The organism is Legionella sp. km535 (assembly GCF_003990085.1).
Lineage (GTDB): Bacteria > Pseudomonadota > Gammaproteobacteria > Legionellales > Legionellaceae > Legionella > Legionella moravica.
This window is the reverse complement of the sequence record NZ_RZGU01000013.1, coordinates 79,503-101,635: the sequence shown is the minus strand read 5'-3', so window position 1 is coordinate 101,635 and position 22,133 is coordinate 79,503. Positions and strand designations below refer to the sequence as shown.

The window sequence follows — 22,133 nt, the reverse complement described above, 5'->3', positions numbered from 1 at the left end:
ATGAAAAACCAAAAACATAATGGAAGCCAATCACGTGGTGGATTGGCTGAACTAAAATCAAGATTGATATTTGTTATTCTAGGGATTTTAGTTTACAGATTAGGCGCTCATATTCCTGTTCCAGGATTGGATCCTAATAAGTTGGCTAATTTCTTTAATGAGCAACAAAATACAATTTTTGGCTTATTTAATATGTTTTCTGGTGGCGCATTATCTCGTGTAACGGTTTTTGCTATTGGAATAATGCCGTATATTTCCGCTTCCATTATCATACAACTTTTTTCGGTTGTTTCTCCAAAACTGGAGCAATTGAAGAAAGAAGGCGAGTCTGGACGTAGAAAAATAAATCAATACACTAGATATCTAACTCTGTTGCTGTCAATATTCCAATCACTAGGCATGGCTCGATGGCTGGCAGGACAACAAATTGCATTACAACCAGATTTTTCATTTTATTTTACAGCTGTTGTTACATTAGTCACTGGAACAATGTTCTTAATGTGGCTGGGTGAACAGATAACAGAAAAGGGTGTAGGGAATGGTATTTCTCTGATCATTTTCTCCGGTATCGTTTCCAGTATGCCAACAGCAATTGCCTCAGTGCTGCAACAAGTTAAAGAAGGGCAAATGCAAGCGTTGACCTTGGTCATCGTTGCTGTAGTTGTAGTAGTGGTAACTGGTTTTGTAGTGTTCATGGAGCGTGCGCAACGTCGTATACGAGTTAATTATGCTCAAAGAACGCAAGGTAGAAAGGTTTATGCTGCTCAAACTAGCCATTTACCTTTAAAAATCAATATGTCTGGAGTAATTCCCCCAATTTTTGCGTCCAGTATTATTTTACTGCCTGCAACTTTAGCACAATTTTTTTCGCACACTAAAGGTATGGGTTGGCTGTCGGATGTCGGAATGGCTCTGTCTCCAGGACAACCGCTGTATTTGATTGTATATGCCCTTGCAATTTTGTTTTTTGCTTTCTTCTACGCAGCGTTAGTATTTAACCCAAAGGATACAGCAGAGAACTTAAAGAAATCTGGAGCATATATACCCGGAATTAGACCTGGTGAACAAACAACTAAATATATTGATTCTGTAATGACTCGATTAACTTTGGTTGGCGCTTTATATCTGGTACTGGTTTGTTTATTGCCTCAGATCTTAATGTACACATGGCATGTTCCTTTCTATTTTGGTGGAACATCATTACTGATTATAGTTGTAGTTATTATGGATTTTGTAGCTCAGATACAAGCTCATTTAATGACCCAACAATATGATTCTTTAATGAAAAAGGCTAATTTTAAAGGTACGAAACTACCTGGTCTATTATGATTTTTATCGGAGTTCGGAATGAAAGTAAGAGCATCAGTAAAGCGAATTTGTCGCAATTGCAAAATTATTAAAAGAAGTGGCACTATACGAGTAATTTGTAAGGATGCCAGGCATAAGCAAAAGCAAGGTTAATATCTGCTTGATTTAATTTTATAAAAATAGTATTCTTCTGTCCCTTTCGACAGAACAAAATAACGTTCGGAGAAGCTAATGGCTCGTATTGCAGGAGTGAACATACCTGATCACAAACATGTGGTAATTGCTTTAACAGCTATTTATGGTATTGGTAAAACCACATCGTTAAAATTATGTAAAACAGTTGATATTGATCCTTCAGCTAAAGTTTCGCAATTATCAGATGCTCAGTTAGAGTCATTAAGAATAGAAATTGCAAAAATTACAGTAGAAGGTGATTTACGTCGTGTTGTTACTATGAACATTAAACGATTGATGGACCTTGGCTGTTATAGAGGCTTAAGGCATAGAAGAGGATTACCCTTGCGCGGACAACGTACGAAAACAAATGCTCGTACTAGAAAAGGCCGTAGAAAAGGCACTAGTAATTGATTTTTCATGTAGGAAAATAAGATGGCAATAACTAAGTCAAAACAGCAAAAAGTACGAAAAAAGGCAAAACGTGTTGTATCAGATGGTATAGTTCATGTTCATGCATCTTTCAATAATACAATTGTTACCTTTACTGATAGACAAGGTAATGCATTATGTTGGGCAACATCTGGTGGTTCTGGTTTCAGAGGTTCCAGGAAAAGTACACCTTATGCTGCACAAGTTGCAACAGAGCGTGCAGCTGTTGTTGCTAAAGAATATGGTATGAAATCTGTAGCAGTATTTGTTCATGGTCCTGGTCCTGGTAGAGAGTCCACTATTCGTGAATTAATATCCCAGGATTTTAAAATTGTTGAAATAACCGATGTAACTGGCATACCCCATAATGGTTGTAAGCCACCTAAAAAACGTCGTGTATAAGACTCAGGAGTAATTAATGGCTAGATATCTTGGTCCAAAATGTAAATTATCACGACGTGAAGGTTGTGATCTATTACTAAAAAGTGGTGTGCGTGATCATAAATCCAAGTGTAAATCTGAAAAGTTACCTGGACAACATGGTGATAAAAAGCCACGTTTAAATGGCTACGGAATTCAGCTTAGAGAAAAACAAAAAATCAGAAGATTATATGGTGTTCTTGAAAAGCAATTCCGCAATTATTATACAATGGCAGCTCGTCAAAAGGGTTCTACAGGTGAAAATCTGATGTCTCTTTTAGAAAGACGTCTTGATAATGTTGTATATCGTATGGGTTTTGCTAGCACTCGTGCAGAAGCTAGACAATTAGTAACTCATAAGGCAATACTTGTTAATGATAAAATAGTTAACGTACCTTCATTTTTAGTAAGTCCTGGCGATGTTGTTACTGTTCGTCAAAGAGCTAAAAGTCAGGGGCGGGTTCAGGCAGCTTTGGCATTATCTGAACAACGAGCTCCTTGTGATTGGATTACTGTAGATTCTACTGCTTTTAAAGGTACTTTCTCTACAGCACCAACGTTAACTGACTTATCTTCAGACTACAACGTAAATCTTGTTGTAGAACTTTACTCTAAGTAAGCTCGGAGAAATAGCTGAATGTATACTGAAATCAATGAAATGCTAACGCCTAAAGTGCTTAAGGTACAGGCAGAGTCACCTTATAAAGCTAGAATCGTTCTAGAGCCTTTGGAGAGAGGTTTTGGTCACACCCTCGGCAATGCGTTGAGACGTATATTATTGTCATCTATGCCTGGAAGTGCCATTACTGAAGCCTCAATTGATGGAGTTCTTCATGAATACAGTACAATTGAGGGCGTTCAAGAAGACGTGGTTGATTTGTTACTTAACTTGAAGTTAGTAGCTATTAAATTGACCGTGGGTGAGGAAGCTACTATTACTCTGAATAAACAAGGTCCTTGTCAGGTAACTGCAGGCGACATTCAATTGACGCATGGCCAGGAAATTGTAAATCCTGAGCTTGTTCTTGCCAACTTGAATGAAAAGGGTAAATTGAATATGACCCTGAAGGTAGAGCGTGGAATTGGTTTTCATAATACTGATTCGTTCGTTAGTCACCTTGATGATGAGATTGAAAAGAAATCAGTTGGTAAATTAAAAATTGATAATAGCTTCTCTCCCGTAAAGAAAGTTGCTTATTTTGTCGATAGTGCGCGTGTTGAAAATCGTACTGATCTTGACAAGTTAACAATTGAATTAGAAACGAATGGTACGATTGATGCGGAAGAGGCAATCCGTATTTCAGCCAGTATTCTTCAAAGACAACTTCATGCATTTGTTGATATGAAATTTGAAGAGTCACGATCTGATAATAAAGAGCGCAATGATTTCGACCCCGTTTTATTACGTTCTGTTGATGATTTAGAGTTAACTGTTCGTTCTGCTAATTGTTTAAAAGCAGAAAACATTCATTATATTGGCGATTTAGTTCAAAGAACTGAAAATGAGCTGTTAAAAACACCTAATCTTGGTAAGAAATCTCTTACTGAAATTAAGGATGTATTAGCTTCTCGCTCATTATCGCTTGGAATGAAACTTGAGAATTGGCCGCCAGCAAGTCTTGGCGAGTAATATTTAGGAGTCTTTGTTATGCGTCACCGTAATTCGGGCCGTAGTTTTAGCCGTACAAGTAGCCATCGTAAAGCCATGTTTTCTAACATGTGCTGTTCTTTGATTGAGCATGAGTTGATTAAAACAACTTTACCAAAAGCAAAAGATTTACGTCGTTACATTGAACCTTTAATTACTGTTAGTAAGGCTGATTCAGTAGCATCTCGTCGTCATGCTTTTGATATTTTACGTTCTAAATCTGCTGTAGGAAAATTGTTTAGTGATTTAGGACCACGTTTTGTGGAAAGACCTGGTGGTTATGTTCGTATCATCAAATGTGGCTTCAGAGAAGGTGATAATGCGCCAATGGCTATAGTTGAGTTATTAGATAGACCAGTGGCTAACACTGAAGCAGATGAGTAGTTTATACTGTCTTTATACGAACCCGCTTAAAGCGGGTTTTTTTTACTTTTTTATATTGCTATAACCGTCATTCCGCACCTGAATTCTGAATTACGTCATTCCCGCTCATTCTGAGTTACCAACGAAGCCATTACTTGCAAGCGGGAATCTATAACCAGACTTGAACGAGAGTCATTCTCTGCTGCCTCTCTTTATTTTCAGCCTGCCGTGTTTTTTTAAAAAAACTTGACACAGATCTTTGATTTTGATCTATTACTCACTTTTGGTGAAAGAAAAGTGACTCTTCAAGCTTATACATCCAAATCTGTTGATCACCTTGGCCTGGTTTCTGCTCTATGTCAGGAGCTTGGAATTGCAGAGTTTGTTGATAACCAACTCCCCAACCAATCACCGCATCACCACATTAGTTATGGGCAACTACTGGTTGCGATGATATTAAATGGCCTGGGCTTTGTAAGTCGAACTCTCCACATGTACCCGTATTATTTTGCAGATAAACCGGTGGAACGTCTTTTGGGCACTGGAATAAAGCCTGAACATATCAATGATGACGCCCTTGGGCGATGCCTGGATAAGCTTTATGAACATGGGGTTTCGAATTTATATCAAGACCTGGCTGAAAAAATCATTCTTCACTTGGGCTTGCCTTGCCAATCAGTGCATCTGGACTCAACAGGTTTTCATGTTGATGGTGAATATGACGTTGAAACAGACAGCAAAGCGATCCTGTTAACCCGGGGATATAGCCGTGATCACCGCCCCGATTTAATTCAGGTTATTTTGAATCTGATTACCGAATATCAGGCAGGTATCCCGGTCTACATGCAAGCCTGCAGTGGAAACACCATTGATAGTGAAGGCTTTAAAAAGCTGGTTAAATCCCATGTCAGTAGTTTGAAAGCGGCTCAACGAAGCCGATATCTTGTTGCAGACGCGGCCTTGTACGTTGCAGAAACCCTTCAGACCCTTCAAGAGCTGAAGCAACTGTTCATTACCCGTGTTCCACAAAAACTGGTTGAAGCAAAAAATCTGATATAAAATCAGAATCAGCTGTTGTTTGAACCAATCTGTGAAGGGTATACCGGTGTGTGGGTTGAATCATCGTATGGCGGAGTATCTCAAAAGTGGTTGTTTATCCATAGCACACAAGCTACCAAACGGGAATTGCGTACCTTGCATAAAAACATTCTCAAGTGCACTGAGCAATCGATGAAATCGTTCAAGAAGTTGTGTCGACAAACGTTCTCCTGCGAATCAGATGCAAGAAAGGCTTTGAACCTGTGGTTGGAGCAACAGGACTACACTCTGGCATTCGATATTGAAATTATCAAAGACATTAGTTATCAGGGTCGAGCCCGCCCCGGAGCCAATGCGATAGGTGATATTCAATATCAGGTAATGGCGAAGCTTGCGACCAGCCTTCAAAAAAAGGAAACAAAAGAGGATGAAACCGGCTGTTTTATTCTTGCAACGAACGACATCAGTGACAAACTGACCATGAATGAATTGTTATCTCACTATAAATCTCAACAGGTTGTTGAGCGTGGGTTTCGCTTTTTGAAAAGCTCGGATTTTTTAACGGCATCGCTTTTCTTGAAAAAACCAGAGCGTATCGAGGCATTACTCATGGTTATGACCTGCTCATTAATGATTTATGCAGCCCTTGAGCATCTTATCAGAACCAGGCTTCGTGAAAAGGCTCTGTTTTTTCCGGATATGAAGAAAAAACCAACACAAAATCCAACAGCCAAGTGGATCTTTTCATGTTTCACTGGCGTTCATGAACTCACTGCTGGCGTCGATGTAAAGGTCATTTTAAATCTGAATGACAGGCACAAAATTATTCTTGATTGCCTTGGAGAACGCTCCTGGAGAGCTTATTTATAAAAACAAAAGCAGAAAGCCGCTTCGTTCAAGTGTGGTTATAGATTCCCGCTTGCAAGTAATGGCTTCGTATATGACTCAGAATAGGCGGGAATGACGTAATTCAGAATTCAGGTGCGGAATGTGGGTTATAATTGAATTTTACAACCTAATAAGTAGATTTTTGAAGCTGTATACATGATTCAAAAATTATGGACAGATTCCGTTTTTATGTTTCAGGCCATCAATTAAATAAATTAAATCTCCTAACCTCTCCAGAGATATTGGGGAGGTTAAAAGATTATCGACTATGGTTTACTTGCTCTTTGTTGTAGGTATCACGTTATTTTGTTCGGAAATTGCCTCAATGAACTGTTCACCATGGCTTGGTTTAAAAAATTGGGGGGATTGCCCAGTAACTATCCGGTATAGTCCCACACCGCTACACAGCAGACCAATTATTCGCACACAATCTCTGAAAAATCGCTGCCATAACGGATCCCGGTGTTCTTGAATCTTGTCTTGAGTTTCCTTAAGCCTACTTTTAAATTGGACCAATTGCTCAGAGGGTAGTTTGTGGGTTTCCTTCAGACAATTGATCAACTCTGTGACCGCCTTGTTCTTTGCGTGGAACAAAACACTATTATCCTTTGATTGGCTTAGATGGTTCAAATATTGTGTTGTTATTTTTAATAACGAATCAATAGCAATAATTGCATCTCTTTCTTCTTTGCTTTGATAGGCATCTAAAAGGGATGTTAATCGCGCAACTTCTTTTTCTTTGGCGTTTTCGGTCTCACTGATGATCTGTTCCAATTGATGCTGGGTCGATTTTTGTTGCTTTCGAGTGGAATCCAGTTCCAAGGTTATTTGTTCTAGTTTCGTCTGTGTCGTTTGAACTGTCTGCTCTAAACGCCCAACGTTGGCAAGTTTATGGATATAGGAGTAAAATTTACTGTCGAGTTGTTCAGGTTTATTGGCTAGAGCTTCGGGCATTTTACTTAGTATAGTACTGGCATTGGTCAGTAGTATGACTTGTTGCTGGCTTATGATGTGGAATATATGTTCTTTAGATTTATCAAAACAAATCTCTTCCGCATTTCCCCCTAATATGGGCAAATCCCTGGACCAATGATCAACAAGTTTTTTTTGATCGTACCATGGTTCTAAGACATTAATTTGTTCTATGAACATATCCAGGTCTTCAACTAATTTTTGGGTGTCCATAAGCCATGAGATTGGAGTTCCGTCAGTAGTATCAAACTTATCTGTACTTGCTCGAGTTTTCCGAAGATCTTCAGCGTCACGTGACAGTTTATACGCCATTGATAAAAGCGCCTGTTGATGTTGCAGTATGGTTGAGGTTAAATCTTTTCTGATAACCTCCATAAAGGTTGACGCCAGTTTGGTTCTGTTGGGATCTATTCCTGACGTAGCTGTAGCAGCCTCTCTAAGTGTATCAAACGTGTTAGCGACACAGTTTCTGCATTGTATCCTCTCTTCAATGGATAAATGATTTCTCAAGTAGGTTTGTGTAACAGTATTTACCAGGTATGAAAGAGATTCTTGTACTAAAGTATGATTTTTTTCTTCCATTAGTAGTCTGGATATCATATGGTTTTGATCTGTGATGGGTTGAATCAAATCAACCGGTTTAAAGGCATATTCAATGTTGTCCTTGAGCCATTTTACTTGTTCAACTAAATTCAATTCGAAAAAATTGGATAGTTTTAATGTGTTTGCCATCCACAATTTAACATGTTGAAGGTTAAGAAATATTGTTCCATCTCCATGAACATCAAGATCGGTAATCGGTGTATTTCCTCTTTGACGAAAATGAACCTGACGTTGAGCCATGTAACGGCCCAATCCGGTATAGTTGCGAGTTGCAAGCCACTCAAACGCCGGATAGTTATCCTGAATGTGTTGATAGTTACTCAGAAGTTGACTAGCGCGCTCTGATGAGTTGGCTGCCAGATATGCATTCGTTACTGCATCCAGCTCAGGATGCCCCAGATCAATGGCTGTATCCATTTTAACTTCGTTAGGGAACATAAAATCAATCCATCGCCTTAGAACCAGATCTTGGACGCCCGAAAGATCACTATTGTGTTTTAATGATTCAGGAACAGGCGAACCATTGTGATCAAATTGGTTTCCGTCACCAGTACCGTGACAACCTGGAATTACTTCATAGGGCATTCCTAGTGGAATAATTGGCTTAAAACAATTAGATGTTTCATGTTTTTGTACAAACTCCTGTCTTTGCACGACGAATTCTGGAAGTGTATAAAAACATTCTTCCTGCCATCCCAGGCGAATTAATTTACCGAAATTTCCACCAGGTACCGGATCCAGAACAAACAGTTTAACCTGTAGTGCATTCAGATTATTCAAGAGCTTCAATTTAAGCTCTTGTTCATCATCTAATAGTTCGCTGGTGACTAATTCTGTGAGCACCTGGCGTGTATAGCTGGGATTTTTTACTAGAGCAAGGCCAGGTACGCTGTTACTTTCTTGTATAAGGGTGGCCAGTGAGCGACGGTCTTCTGGTTTTTCAAAGCTTAAATCTTTCGCCAGCGCATCGCGGACTCGCGCCAGTTCATGGGTTAATACAATGGACTCTACTCCTCCACGACTGAACCCCGAGATACTTAATTGAGTTTTTCCGTCTGCAACAGCAACAAGGGCTAACATAAGCGCTTTTGCTAATCTATCACCTACTTCATATCCTGGCGTATCTGCACCATTGATCACATCAACTGAATTCGAATGATAGGCATGCGCATAATAGGGGGACTTGGGGAGGTGGGCGTCAGCGTATTTTATTGTAGAGTCCTGTTCACCGAGCAACAGGGTCATTAACTGAGCAGTATAAGAGAAAGTTTCACCACGAATATAGGATTTATTGATATTGGGATCTGTCGGTCGATCAACGTAATCAACTGCAGTACCCAATAGGAACAAATGGTGTTCTTTTCCCGAATCCTTGCCTGGATTACGAAGTTTGGTAATAAGATCTTTGAAATAGTGAGACATGTAACTGTTCCTGGGTGATACAAAAGCTGGCTATTAGTTTAATCGTTTAACCTTAAGAGAATATTACCAAATTAAAGCAAAGTGCTTATTTTACGGCCTTTTTTGATGTGGCAATGCGCAGTTTTACCGTGAGCTGTTCTGTAGTGAGTTAAGAAGTATTTTTGTTGTAACAAATTGGTATCCGGATGGACTTTTGGGGGCATTACTCTTGAACAAAACCTTCTAACCCGCAATACGGTCATTACGGGTTAGGAGGCAAACTTAGAATGGAATATCATCATCCAATTCATCAAACGCGTCTTGAGCTGCTTGAGCTGGCTGTTGTCTATTGGCATTTGAGTATTGGGCAGGGGCTGATTGTGGCTGCGCTTGCGGCATGTCATCATAAGATGGGCCGCTGCTGCCTTTACTGTCAAGCATTTGAATATCAGAAGCAATAATTTCTGTTGTGTATCTGTCTTGGCCTTGTTGATCTTGCCATTTACGGGTACGTAAACTGCCTTCTACATAGAGTTTTGAACCTTTTCGAACGTATTCACCAGCTATTTCGCCTAAGCGATTAAAACAAACCACGCGGTGCCATTCGGTTCTGTCTTGTTTTTCACCTGTTGTCTTGTCTTTCCAGGTTTCACTGGTAGCTAAGGATAAAGTGGTTACAGCATTTCCGTTTGGTAAGTAGCGGACATCAGGATCAACCCCTACATTACCAACCAAGATGACTTTGTTTATTCCTCTTGCCATTTTTTATCTCCTGTATGCGAAAGTTAGAGAGAAAGATTATACCTAAATTAAGAGATATTGCGTAGCAACTGATTTAAATTAAACCTTATTCACTATGAATTGATGCCAGTATTTGCTCCGCGGAACCAGGCTGGTACTGTTCTTTATCAATGCGAACATAGATGACTTGCTCTTCCTGCGACAGAACAGCCTCCTTGACTCCCTGTACTTGTAACAACTTTTGGATGAGGGAATCATCGTTATCAACTTGAGGTGAGTAATGCAGTATCAGGGTTGAAACATAAACATTGGGTTTCATAAACATGGCGACACTCAACCAGATAATGCCTAGAAAGGCATTAATCAAAAAGATACCCTGGCTGCTATGCCATTGATATAAAATACCGGCAAGAGAGCCTCCCGCAAAAATTCCTAAAAATTGGCTGGTAGAATAGATTCCCATAGCAGTGCCTTTGCTATTGGGATTTGCCTGCTTCGATATCAGTGAAGGTAATGTTGCTTCCAGGATATTAAAGGCAATGAAATAAACAAACATCAGGAGGCAAAGACTGTACCAATCCTGGCAGGTAAGCGCCAGAAGAAATTGTGCGGCTGTTGAAAACAGAACAGAAAGAACAAATACAATTTTCATTAATTTTTTCTTTTCGGCGATAACAATAAAAGGAATCATTACAATGAAAGAAAATAGCATCAAGGGCAAATAGAAATGCCATTGTTGGGTTAAATGCCCTTGTTTGATATGGTGGCTCAGTAAGATGGGTATAGCAAAAAACGTTGAAGTTAAAATAAAATGCTGGCAGAAAATGCCCACATTCAATCGTTGTAAATGTCGGTTACTAATAACCGGTTTAAATAAAGAAACAGTTGCCTCACTGTCTGCATGAAAGCATTCTTTGATAGGATTGGGTATAACCAGATGCAGTAATACAATCCCTGAAATTGCCAAGAATGCAGTGAGATAAAAGATACCCGAAAGCCCCGAATAATGCGAAAGAGCAGGACTGATAATCATTGCCAGACTGAAGGAGATGCCGATGGTCATGCCAATTACCGCCATGCCCTTAGTACGTTGTTCATCGGGAGTTAAATCAGCTAATAGGGCAATCAGCACGCTGCCTACCGCGCCTGTTCCCTGAAGTGTTCTGGCGAGAATCATGCCGTATATAGAGTCGGTTATGGCTCCTAGTAAACTGCCCATAGTGAAAAGCACCAATCCGATCGTTATCATTGGCTTTCTGCCAAATTTGTCAGAAAGCATGCCGAAAGGCATTTGCAGTAACCCTTGTGTTAATCCATATCCACCTAATGCCAGACCTATCAGCGTAGGTGTTGCGCCTTGGAGTTCCTCTGCATAAACAGAAAATACAGGTATAAGCAGGAATAATCCCAACATTCGAAAAGAAAAAATGGCAGCAATTGGAAAAACTGTTTTTGACCAGGAATACTTCATGGATATGAATTTTTAATATAGTGATGTGCAGATGGTACAAAGTTAAAGCGTTAGAAACAAGGTATTTTACTATTCCTATACGTATTAGGTCATTGACAGATTTTAATATTCCCGGTAGTTTGGTGCCTTTTTATACTAGAGGATGACTCTATGAGTTCAGTATTTGCAGGAAAGGTCGCTTTAATTACTGGAGGAGCAAGGGGCATAGGAAAAGCAACTGCTCTAAAATTAGCTCAGGCAGGAAGTGATGTGGCTATTGTGTACTACAACAGTTCCGATGAGGCACAGGCTCTTGTGCAGGAAATACAAAATTTAGGGCGTAAAGCTGTTGCCCTGCAGGCTAATGTCGCGGATCACCAATCAGTTAAAGAATTGTTTGGTCAATTCAAAGAGCATTTTAATCATCTTGATTTTCTCATTAGCAATGCTGCCAGCGGAGTATTAAAACCCGCGTTAAAGATGTCGACTAAGCATTGGCGGTGGTGCATGGAAACCAATGCTCTGGCGCTAAATCATTTGGTAAGTGAAGGTCGGGAGTTGATGCCTAAAAACAGCCGGGTTATTGCTTTATCCAGTTTGGGTGCATCCCGGGCGATACCTAATTATGCCTTTATTGGCGCATCCAAAGCAGCTCTTGAGGCTCTAGTTCGTTCATTGAGTTTGGAGCTGGCTGCTTTTGGAATTACAGTGAATACCGTTTCTGCCGGAGTGGTTGATACTGATGCTCTAAAACACTTTCCTAACAGAGAACAGTTACTCGATGAATATCAATCTCATGCTCTTGCTGACAGACCATTGAATACTCAAGATGTGGCTAATGCTGTCTATCTTCTCTGTTTACCCGAAGCGTCTATGATCAATGCTCATACCTTGTTTGTAGATGCCGGATATAGCCGGGTTGGATAGAGCAGTATTATATATAGATGAATAATGATCTTTTTGTGATATAATTTTCAGCTTTGTGAACTTGGTTAGCACTGGGGAAGAATTATGAATGTAGCTGGCGTTTACCCTAAAGTTAGGGAAATTATTGCTGATGTATTGGTTATCGATGCTGAGGAAGTCTCTTTAAACAGTCGATTAATTACAGATTTGGGCGCAGAGTCCATTGATTTTCTTGATTTGGTTTTTCAACTGGAAAAAGAATTTAAGATTAAAATTCCTCGTGGGCAGTTGGAAAAAAATGCACGTGGCGAACTGGCTGAAGATGAGTTTGAGAAAGGCGGCACATTAACACCAGCAGGACTGGATGCATTAAGAAACTATTTAAGTGAAGTCCCTGCGGATCAATTTAAATCCAATATGAAAGTTAATGAAATTCCTATGCTGTTTACTGTAGAAACATTTTGTAAATTGGTCGTTGCTGCAGTGGAACAACAAAGCGCGGAACCTGTTGCCTGATGCGATTTTTATTTGTTGATCAAATTGTGCACCTATCCCCCGGCGAATGGGTTGGGGGAATCAAACACATCACCAGGGACGATGCTTATGTCACCCTTGATGAGCAAGGAAAAACCTGTTTTATTCCTTCATTAATCGGGGAAACTCTCGGGCAATTAGCCGCCTGGAATGTGATGCAACATAATGATTTTACTTTAAGACCCGTTGCTGGAGTTGTTGCAAGCGCGCGTTTGTATCGGCCTGCTTATGTTGGCGAAACTTTGTTACTTGAGTCTCATATCGATTCTCTGGATGACAAGGCCGTCCATTATCATAGTGTTGCTCGCGTGGGTGACGAACCTGTCTTTAGTATTGAAGGAGCATTGGGTCCTTTACTCCCTATGACTGATTTTATCGATGCGGAACAAATCAGGCAGCAGTTTGCAGAAATTTACCATCCAGCAGACTGGGACGAAGTGTGTAGAATGAACTCGACGGTAGCCAGTAATGAGCTGACAGGTCATGGGCCAACAATTGCACCTTTGATGTTTGATCGGATCACTTCAAGTGAAGCAGGCGTCAATATGACTGCAGAAAAGAGAATTTCTCTTGCGGCTCCCTATTTTCCAGATCATTTTCCCAAGAAACCGGTTTTACCCATGACGGTCTTATTGGAGTGTAAATTAAACCTGGCGCGTGAGTTTGTTGCACGGGCAGGATTTCCAATCGCTTATCGAGTGAGTGAATTGCGAAAAATTAAAATGAATGATTTTGTTATTCCCGGCGATGTTGTGGTGTGTTCTGTGAAAGTCAAGCAACAAACTGATGAAGAAATTATCCTGTCTTATCGCAGTGAAGTAGAGGGTAAGCGGGTATGTGTTGTGGAATTAGTGCTTATACCTAAAGGTTGATGAGATGAATAAAAGACGAGTTGCAATAACAGGGCTGGGTGCCGTTTCACCCATAGGTCATGATGTTGACTCCACCTGGAGTAATTTGATTGCCGGAAAATCTGGAATCGATGAAATCAAGCAATTCGATGCAAGCGCTTTTCCAACTTATATCGCGGCAGAAGTGAAGAATTTTATCCCTGACCCTTCTCTAAAGGGAAAACACACCCGTTTCGCAATGTCCTTTACTCATTATGCTTTGGAAGCCGCACGTCAGGCTTTTGAAGATGCTGCTGTAATGCCAACCCAACAGAACTCCTCACGATGGGGAGTTGTAACGGGGAGTGGCATGATGACCGCTGAATTTGACTATTTGAAGCGATTTCAAAAAGTCTGTGCACTAAGCGGTGAAGCGGATTGGGGCGCTTTACAGGCCAATTCCAGGGAATTTTATAAATTAACCGATTTTGGAAAAACCACATCTAATTCAGGATTGTCATTACTGATCCAGCATTTTGGTATCACTGGTTATGCATCATCAGTCCATACTGCGTGCGCATCAGGCGGCCAAGCTTTAGGTTTGGCTATGCAGGTTATTCGTCGTGGAGATGCTGATTTTATGCTTGCCGGTGGGTTTGATTCCATGATTAATCCATTGGGTCTCTCCAGTTTTTGTTTATTGGGTGCTTTATCTACCTACAATGATACGCCTCATAGCGCCAGCCGTCCTTTTGACGCAGCGCGTAATGGTTTTGTTCTGGGCGAAGGCGCTGCTTTTCTAATTCTTGAAGAATGGGATCAAGCAAAAGCACGTGGTGCTCGTATTTATGCTGAACTCGCTGGCGAAGGTAACTCATTAAGCTCGTACCGAATTACCGATTCTCATCCTAATGGAGATGGCGCAATTCAGGCTATTGAACGCGCTCTTAAAGACGCTGGAGTTCAAGCTCGTGATGTGGATTATATTAATGCCCACGGGACTTCAACCAAAATGAATGATCTTAGTGAAACTAATGCCATTAAGGCTGTATTTGGTAGCCGAAGTGCCAGTTTACCGACGAGCTCTACCAAGAGCCAAACGGGTCATTTGATCGCTGCGGCAGGTGCTCTTGAAGCGGTTTTATCTGTAAAATCCATAGAGCAGGCGCAAATTCCTCAAACTGCTAATTTAACAAATCCTGATCCTGAATGTGATTTGGATTATGTTACAGAAGGGCCTCGAGAAAAGTCTCTGGGGGTTGTTTTATCCAATTCGTTCGGATTTGGTGGTTCAAATAGTTGCCTGTTGTTCAAGCATCCTGAGTTTGAAGGAGCACGTCAATGACCGATCTAAACAGAGTATTTATAACAGGACGAAGTGCGTTAACTGCGTCAGGAAACACTGCTGATGAGACCTGGCAGGCAATTCTGTCCGGTGACAGTGGAATAGATGAAATTAAATATTGGGACTTATCCCAGTGGTCGCATCGTTTGGGTGGTGAATTAAAAGATTTTCAACCCGCTAAAATGTTGCCTGATCGAAAATTAATTAAAGTTATCTCCCGCCAGGATGTTATGGGCATTAATGCCGCTGTGCAAGCGGTACAACACAGTCAAATGCTTGCCTATCGAGATACTCTTGAGTCTGCTGAATCATTTAATGAGCAAACCGCTGTTTATGTCGGTTCACCAGGTAATAAATATTTTCAGCAATATGATTTTTTACCATTATTAGCTAAAACTCAAGATGACATGCAGAGCTTTGCTAAAAATCTTTTTGACGAAGTTCACCCAATGTGGTTGTTAAGGATTTTACCCAATAATGTTCTTGCGTACACTGGTATTACATATGGCTTTAAAGGACCAAACCACAATGTCACCAACCATGCAGTAGGTGGCACGCAAGCCATTTTGGAGGCATATCATGCAATACGCAGTGGTCAAGCGGATCGAGCTGTCGTTGTTGCTTATGACATGGGAATTGAACCACAATCATTATTTTATTATGAGAAATTGGGCGTAGTCAGTAATCGTCATTTAAAACCATTTGATGGTGAGCATGATGGAACCTTGCTGGCAGAGGGAGCTGCAGCACTTGTTTTGGAAAGTGAAGCCAGTGTTCGTGCCCGTTCAGCCAAGTGTTACGGTGAAATTATGGGTGGTCAATCGGCGAGTGAAGCAACTGGATTGTTTTCCATTGAATCCGATGGCCACCATTTGACTGCGTTAATCAATCAAACTCTGGAATCAGCTGGACTGGAGCCCGGACACATTGGCTTAATTGTCGCCCATGGAAATGGAAACAGTAAATCAGATGACAGTGAAGCTCAATCAATTAGAACAGTATTTGCTGATCAGCATGTTCCTGTCACGGCGTTTAAATGGTCTATGGGCCATACCTTATGCGCTTCAGGTGTATTGGATGCAGTATTGACAACCTATGCGCTGGAAAACCAATGTGCGCCTGGCATTGCCAATTTGGAGCATGCTGCTGGCAGTTGCGAGGGGATAGCTCTCAGTGCAAATCATCAGAAGATAAAAGCCCACTCATCGGCTCTGATGATTAACAGAGGTTTTGCCAGTATGAATGCTTGTTTGGTGATTAATTCCTGTGACTGAATTAGAACAACAAATCGAATCCTTGCCTGTTAGTCTGGCAGGTAAGTTTATTTATAGATTTTTGCCCTATCGTCGACGTTTGGTTTTGGCCAATATTCATCAGGTCTATTCTGATCAACTCTCTGACGCTCAAAAAGTACATTTGGCAAAAGCCTATTATTCACACATTGCCAAATCACTAAAAGAAGCACTGCAGTTACGATTTATGAGTGAAAAAAAGCTTAGGAATCAAGTTGAGGTCATTGGCCACGAAAAGATGTTGGCCGTGGTTGCACAGGAAAAAGGTGTGTTGGTCGTCACTGGACATTTCGGAAATTGGGAGTTTGCACCTTTAGGTGGGGTATTAAATTTTAAAGAATTTCAGGGACAATTTCATTTTATCAGGCGGACTTTAAGATTTAAGATGATAGAGCGTTTATTATTTAAGAATTATTACAAAGTCGGCTTAAATGTGATTCCTAAAAAAAATTCCCTGGAACAAGTCCGTGACGCTCTAGATAAAAATCATGCAGTGATTTTTGTTCTGGATCAACATGCTTCTTTGGTTAATCGAGATGGAATCGCCGTCGAGTTTTTTGGTAAAAAAGCAGGGACTTATCGAAGTTTAGCTACACTATCTCGCCATACTGGTGTGCCAGTAATCCCGGCCGCAGGGTATCGATTGCCTAATGGTAAGCACGTTCTGGAGTTTCATGATCCAATTCCATGGGAAGATCATGATTCTACACAAGAAGCCCTTTATCAAAATACCTTGAAATACAATCAGGCTTTAGAACAGATTATTTTGGCTCATCCGGAGCAGTGGAACTGGATGCACCGTCGCTGGAAACTCTCTTGAACGGGCGTCTTTGGCGCATCTTGAACGAAACGGGGGCTTAAAAAAAAGCTCATGTACCTGATGTACACTGCGCTTTTTTTAAGCCCCCGTTTCGTTCAACCTGCACTCAAATACGACCGTTCAAGGTTTGGGGTATTGGGAGTAGGAAAATAAAAAAATGCTCATATACCTGATGTACACTGCGCTTATTTTTAGGTCCCCGTTTCGTTCAACCTGCACTCAAATACGACCGTTCAAGGTTTGGGGTATTGGGAGTAGGAAAATAAAAAAATGCTCATATACCTGATGTACACAGCGCTTTTTTTAAGCCCCGTTTCGTTCAACCTGCACTCAAATACGACCGTTCAAGGTTTGGGGTATTTGGAGTAGGAAAATAAAAAAATGCTCATGTACCCCACATTCCGCACCTGAATTCTGAATTACGTCATTCCCGCCCATTCTGAGTCATAGACGAAGCCATTACTTGCAAGCGGGAATCTATAACCAGACTTGAACGAGAGTCATTCTCTGCTGCCTCTCTTTTATTTTCAGCCTGCTGTGTTTTTTTAAAAAAACTTGACACAGATCTTTGATTTTGATCTATTACTCACTTTTGGTGAAAGAAAAGTGACTCTTCAAGCTTATACATCCAAATCTGTTGATCACCTTGGTCTGGTTTCTGCTCTATGTCAGGAGCTTGGAATTGCAGAGTTTGTTGATCACCAACTCCCCAACCAATCACAGCATCGCCACATTAGTTATGGGCAACTACTGGTTGCGATGATATTAAATGGCCTGGGCTTTGTGAGTCGAACTCTCTACATGTACCCGGATTATTTTGCAGATAAACCGGTGGAACGTCTTTTGGGCACTGGAATAAAGCCTGAACATATCAATGATGACGCCCTTGTACGTTGCAGAAACCCTTCAGACCCTTCAAGAGCAGAAGCAACTTTTCATTACCCGTGTTCCACAAAAACTGGTTGAAGCAAAAAATCTGGTAAAAATCAGGAACAGCTGTTGTTTGAACCAATCTGTGAAGGGTATACCGCTGCGTGGGTTGAATCATCGTATGGCGGAGTATCTCAAAAGTGGTTGTTTATCCATAGCACACAAGCTACCAAACGGGAATTGCGTACCTTGCATAAAAACATTCTCAAGTGCACTGAACAATCGATGAAATCGTTCAAGAAGTTGTGTCGACAAACGATCTCCTGCGAATCAGATGCAAGAAAGGCTTTGAACCTGTGGTTGGAGCAGCAGGACTACACGCTGGCATTCGATATTGAAATTATCAAAGACATTAGTTATCAGGGTCGAGGCCGCCCCGGAGCCAATGCGATAGGTGATATTCAATATCAGGTAACGGCGAAGCTTGCGACCAGCCTTCAAAAAAATGAAACAAAAGAGGATGAAACCGGCTGTTTTATTCCTGCAACGAACGACATCAGTGACAAACTGACCATGAATGAATTGTTATCTCACTATAAATCTCAACAGGTCGTTGAGCGTGGGTTTCGCTTTTTGAAAGCCCGGATTTTTTAACAGCATCGCTTTTCTTGAAAAAACCAGAGCGTATCGAGGCATTACTCATGGTTATGACCTGCTCATTAATGATTTATGCAGCCTTTGAGCATCTTATCAGAACCAGGCTTCGTGAAAAGGCTCTGTTTTTTCCGGAGATGAAGAAAAAACCAACACAAAATCCAACAGCCAAGTGGATCTTTTCATGTTTCACTGGCGTTCATGAACTCACTGCTGGCGTCGATGTAAAGGTCATTTTAAATCTGAATGACAGGCACAAAATTATTCTTGATTGCCTTGGAGAACGCTACTGGAGAGCTTATTTATAAAAACAAAAGCAGAAAGCCGCTTCGTTCAAGTGTGGTTATAGATTCCCGCTTGCAAGTAATGGCTTCGTCTATGACTCAGAATAGGCGGGAATGACGTAATTCAGAATTCAGGTGCGGAATGTGGGATGTACCTGATGTACACTGCGCTTTTTTAAGTCCTCGTTTCGTTCAACCTGCACTCAAATACGCCCGTACACGTTGATTAGATTTAAGGGTTGTGAGCTCTTCGTTCGTCCCTTAATTGTTTCAGCGCAACAAAAATGCGATTAATTTCAGCATCATTAGTAAATATGATGATGGTGGAATTATTTTCGAACCTTAATATTTTATAGTGCATCTCTATAGAAAATCGATTGATTGAGATTTCAATGGTGCCCTCGTCAGCAAGTTGAGCATTATTCGTTATGCGCGCTCCTGTTGCTGATATATCAATAATTTCAAAATATTGGCTTGAAATTTTAGCCAGAATTTCTCCGTTATTTTTTAATCTGAAAAATGACCTTCTTTCATCCATATTTTTGCCAAATCAGAGTCTTATTTTTATTGTAGGTTTATCAAGAGGCTATCGTCAAGTTGCATGACAGTATTACGGTTAAACTAATCATATGATTAATATCCTTAAATCATTTGATTCAACCGATCATACTCAGCTTTAAAATTTCGACATTTTTATCATCATCATCATTTCACCCCATCTTTAATTAGTGCGCTGTTTTATTCGATGGGTAAATCTTTGCAATCTTACCATTCATTCATACACGCTAAAGATTTGCCCGGCATTGAATTGTTGGGCAAAGTGCTAATGAAGCGGATTCGGGTTTAATGGTGTCTGAGGTGGGGTCTCTGCTGGAGGAGGCAGAGCAGAGTTGTTGGAAAAAAAAACACCAACATTTCCTTTTGTCCAACTCCAGGCATTGTTAAATAGATTGGACATTGTATCCATGCTTAATAGGTCTGATGCTGCAGCAGCGCCTTTTTGAGAAGGTAATTCGATTTCATCATTCAGCTCGGGTAACACGACCTTGAATTCACTAACTATTGATTGTATCTGTGTTGTATCACCAGCCGGTGGTAAATAGGTTGAATCGTCATTCACTTGGTTTATAAACAATTCCAAATCCTCTTGAGAACCATGTGTGAATATAAGCTCTAAAAGACGAAAGCGATTTGCATTTAATATGTGATGATTTTTGGCTAACCAGGAGTTAATTCCTTTATTTTGTTTACTGTCTAGTATAAGTTGATGAAACAACAGATTGATTCGGGTTCTTAAGTTCAGCTCCTTTTGAGCATTTGCCTTGAACGAGTTTGTAGTCATAATATCAATTAATTCATCAATATTTTGAATTGTGCATTGTTTCTCTATGTTTTTTAAAATTCTGGCAAGCTTCTGTTCGGAGTCTTTTATAGTGGGTTTGCTTTCAGGTTCTAAAACAGACAGTTCTCTATCTGTAACAATGGGTTTCGTATAGGAGGGCGCAACGTATTCAGGCAAATTGGGGGAAAAGAATCCTGTCCAACCGTTGATCCAGCACCGTTTAATACGTTGAATTAACCAAGTAAAAACCCCTTTTTCTTCACTAAACGACAATTCTTGCTTTGCTTCGGCATAAGCTTGATTTGCTATTTGAATAATATGCTTGTCTTTAGTGGGATCGAGCTTTTTGAGGGCATCCGTGCACAATTCCATTATCAGAATATAATTGGGAGCTCCTCCCTTTAGACCAAAATGCTGCAGCGTTCTTTTGGCATCATAGCGAAGCAGCCAGCAACTGATACTCTCATCATATAATTCCGGGTAGTGCAGGAGAGAGGTATATATTGCCTCTCGTACGGAATTTTTAACTTCAGGGCGATTCATTAATATTGCGGTATGATATATCGTTTTGCGACGAGATTCCGAACAACCCTCTTGTACATGATACTCTAGATAGTTCTTTATGGTTTTAGAAAGATTTCTTGTATTTCCTTTGCAATGTAATAAAAAATAATCGAATGCTCTTACTGACTTTTCCTTTTGTGCTAACAAAGGAATGAGCGAGTTTTCTGGAATGGGATTTTGTTCAACGATGGATTGAGGTTGCTGTTGTTCGGCAGGTTGAATCCATTTGAGCAAGCGTCTTGTTTCTTCCTCTTTTGGAGGTAATGAAGGTCTTAATTGAACAAGCTGGGTCATTACATGAATATTTAATTTGCCTTCATTATAAAAGAGTTGGGTATCACCTGATTGAGCCTTGAACCTTAGATAATAATTGATGAGGTAACTGGTTTTGTTTGTTATTTCGCTGAATTCTTTGTTGTCGTTTAACGAAATTAATAGTTGAATGGTATCCAAAGAGAGCAATGTCTGCTCTAAAAATATTTTTCTAGTTAACAGTTTGATATAGATGACATAATTTTGATGATGATTGCCATTGAGATAATGATTAATTGCTGTTTTAAGCTGGTGTTCTAATTCATCTTCATGTAACAGTTTAAACAAAGGATTGTATAAATCCAGATGCTCTAAAATGGAGTTGATGATTGCCGTCTTTTTATCCTGGCTCAATTGGTGTACTTCGTTTAGTACGTGTGTATCAACCAGTTTGCTTAGATGAGCCAAGGTATAGTATGCATTGGGCATCAAGGCATAGTGATTGATCCAATACTGGATTACTGCCGGATCGGGGTATTGCCCTATAAGCTCATTAATTTGATCTTTATTTAATAAATGGAAGTGAGGTATTGAGCAGAGAATACTGATTGCTGCTTCTGGTTGGAGTCGTTTGATTTGCTCAAGCGTTAAATGCGTGATGTCCATCTGGTGGATTAGTGGATTGAGTCGTGACGGGATATGGGATTCATGTGAGCCCAATCTGTTCAATATGGAATTGCCCATAAGACTTTTTAAGTATTCTTCCCTACTTAATAAATGGGTGATTAACAGGCTTCGAACCAATTTATCCTGAGCCATATGAATTAATTCAAGGATTTCATAATGCGTATACTGGTTTGTCTGGAGTGTGCTGATAAATTCGTTTTGAGCGTCTAAAGTTGCAGTGATTGATTTTTGGTATTGCGGTGTATTGATCGATTTTTTCAATAAACTGAATTTCATGGCGGCATTGTTATGCATGTTAATCCTCCTTGACCATAA

The 22,133-nt window shown here is 40.3% G+C and carries 18 protein-coding genes and 2 pseudogenes; 15 read left to right on the top strand and 5 right to left on the bottom strand.

Annotated features, from left to right (window positions below; genetic code table 11):
* From secY to ELY21_RS09180, 8 genes and pseudogenes are all read left to right on the top strand, one after another.
* Positions 1-1,329, top strand: a complete 1,329-nt coding sequence (gene secY / locus ELY21_RS09215; protein ID WP_028385525.1) for a preprotein translocase subunit SecY — start codon at positions 1-3, stop codon at positions 1,327-1,329.
* Between the two features lie 18 nt (positions 1,330-1,347).
* Complete coding sequence (gene rpmJ / locus ELY21_RS09210) at positions 1,348-1,461, top strand: 50S ribosomal protein L36 (RefSeq protein ID WP_010946099.1); 114 nt, start codon at positions 1,348-1,350, stop codon at positions 1,459-1,461.
* A 78-nt stretch (positions 1,462-1,539) separates the two neighbouring features.
* On the top strand, positions 1,540-1,896 hold the full coding sequence (rpsM, locus tag ELY21_RS09205; RefSeq protein WP_028385524.1) for a 30S ribosomal protein S13: 357 nt from the start codon (positions 1,540-1,542) through the stop codon (positions 1,894-1,896).
* 21 nt (positions 1,897-1,917) lie between these two features.
* A complete protein-coding gene (gene rpsK, locus ELY21_RS09200) occupies positions 1,918-2,316 on the top strand; it encodes a 30S ribosomal protein S11 (protein ID WP_028385523.1) in 399 nt (132 codons plus the stop codon).
* Between the two features lie 16 nt (positions 2,317-2,332).
* A complete protein-coding gene (gene rpsD, locus ELY21_RS09195) occupies positions 2,333-2,953 on the top strand; it encodes a 30S ribosomal protein S4 (protein ID WP_028385522.1) in 621 nt (206 codons plus the stop codon).
* A gap of 18 nt (positions 2,954-2,971) precedes the next feature.
* Entirely contained in the window at positions 2,972-3,964 is a 993-nt protein-coding gene (gene rpoA / locus ELY21_RS09190) for a DNA-directed RNA polymerase subunit alpha (protein WP_028385521.1), read from the top strand.
* An 18-nt stretch (positions 3,965-3,982) separates the two neighbouring features.
* Complete coding sequence (rplQ, locus tag ELY21_RS09185; protein ID WP_028385520.1) at positions 3,983-4,366, top strand: 50S ribosomal protein L17; 384 nt, start codon at positions 3,983-3,985, stop codon at positions 4,364-4,366.
* Between the two features lie 276 nt (positions 4,367-4,642).
* Positions 4,643-6,253, top strand: a pseudogene (locus ELY21_RS09180) (IS1634 family transposase).
* 291 nt (positions 6,254-6,544) lie between these two features.
* Here the strand turns inward: ELY21_RS09180 and ELY21_RS09175 are convergent.
* The 3 genes from ELY21_RS09175 to ELY21_RS09165 all read right to left on the bottom strand — a co-directional run bounded on the left by ELY21_RS09175 (position 6,545) and on the right by ELY21_RS09165 (position 11,459).
* The gene (locus ELY21_RS09175) at positions 6,545-9,268 is read right to left on the bottom strand and encodes a hypothetical protein (RefSeq protein ID WP_127108901.1); all 2,724 of its coding nucleotides are present in this window, start codon (positions 9,266-9,268) and stop codon (positions 6,545-6,547) included.
* A 261-nt stretch (positions 9,269-9,529) separates the two neighbouring features.
* Entirely contained in the window at positions 9,530-10,009 is a 480-nt protein-coding gene (ssb, locus tag ELY21_RS09170) for a single-stranded DNA-binding protein (protein WP_028385518.1), read from the bottom strand.
* Positions 10,010-10,094: 85 nt separating this feature from the next.
* A complete protein-coding gene (locus tag ELY21_RS09165) occupies positions 10,095-11,459 on the bottom strand; it encodes an MFS transporter (protein ID WP_127108899.1) in 1,365 nt (454 codons plus the stop codon).
* A gap of 150 nt (positions 11,460-11,609) precedes the next feature.
* On the opposite strand from ELY21_RS09165, the gene fabL reads away from it, so the two are divergent.
* The 7 genes and pseudogenes from fabL (at position 11,610) to ELY21_RS09130 (ending at position 18,997) form a co-directional block, all read left to right on the top strand.
* Positions 11,610-12,365: an enoyl-[acyl-carrier-protein] reductase FabL gene (gene fabL, locus ELY21_RS09160; protein WP_127108897.1), complete on the top strand. Its 756-nt coding sequence runs from the start codon at positions 11,610-11,612 to the stop codon at positions 12,363-12,365.
* 84 nt (positions 12,366-12,449) lie between these two features.
* Complete coding sequence (locus tag ELY21_RS09155; protein WP_127108895.1) at positions 12,450-12,860, top strand: acyl carrier protein; 411 nt, start codon at positions 12,450-12,452, stop codon at positions 12,858-12,860.
* The gene (locus ELY21_RS09150; protein WP_127108893.1) at positions 12,860-13,750 is read left to right on the top strand and encodes a hydroxymyristoyl-ACP dehydratase; all 891 of its coding nucleotides are present in this window, start codon (positions 12,860-12,862) and stop codon (positions 13,748-13,750) included. Before ELY21_RS09155 ends, ELY21_RS09150 begins: the two co-directional genes overlap by 1 nt.
* 4 nt (positions 13,751-13,754) lie before the next feature.
* Positions 13,755-15,053, top strand: a complete 1,299-nt coding sequence (locus tag ELY21_RS09145) for a beta-ketoacyl synthase (protein ID WP_127108891.1) — start codon at positions 13,755-13,757, stop codon at positions 15,051-15,053.
* Positions 15,050-16,327 carry a beta-ketoacyl synthase gene (locus ELY21_RS09140; protein WP_127108889.1) on the top strand — a complete coding sequence of 426 codons (1,278 nt, stop codon included), beginning with the start codon at positions 15,050-15,052 and terminating at the stop codon, positions 16,325-16,327. The genes ELY21_RS09145 and ELY21_RS09140 overlap by 4 nt, the downstream gene beginning before the upstream one ends.
* The gene (locus tag ELY21_RS09135; protein WP_127108887.1) at positions 16,320-17,165 is read left to right on the top strand and encodes a lysophospholipid acyltransferase family protein; all 846 of its coding nucleotides are present in this window, start codon (positions 16,320-16,322) and stop codon (positions 17,163-17,165) included. Before ELY21_RS09140 ends, ELY21_RS09135 begins: the two co-directional genes overlap by 8 nt.
* Positions 17,166-17,771: 606 nt before the next feature.
* Positions 17,772-18,997, top strand: a pseudogene (locus tag ELY21_RS09130) (IS1634 family transposase).
* 208 nt (positions 18,998-19,205) lie between these two features.
* On the opposite strand, the gene ELY21_RS09125 reads toward ELY21_RS09130, so the two are convergent.
* Together ELY21_RS09125 and ELY21_RS09120 are read right to left on the bottom strand one after the other, a co-directional pair.
* On the bottom strand, positions 19,206-19,511 hold the full coding sequence (locus ELY21_RS09125) for a PilZ domain-containing protein (protein ID WP_127108885.1): 306 nt from the start codon (positions 19,509-19,511) through the stop codon (positions 19,206-19,208).
* A gap of 285 nt (positions 19,512-19,796) precedes the next feature.
* Positions 19,797-22,112 carry a type IV secretion protein Dot gene (locus ELY21_RS09120; RefSeq protein ID WP_127108883.1) on the bottom strand — a complete coding sequence of 772 codons (2,316 nt, stop codon included), beginning with the start codon at positions 22,110-22,112 and terminating at the stop codon, positions 19,797-19,799.
* Positions 22,113-22,133: the final 21 nt, after the last annotated feature.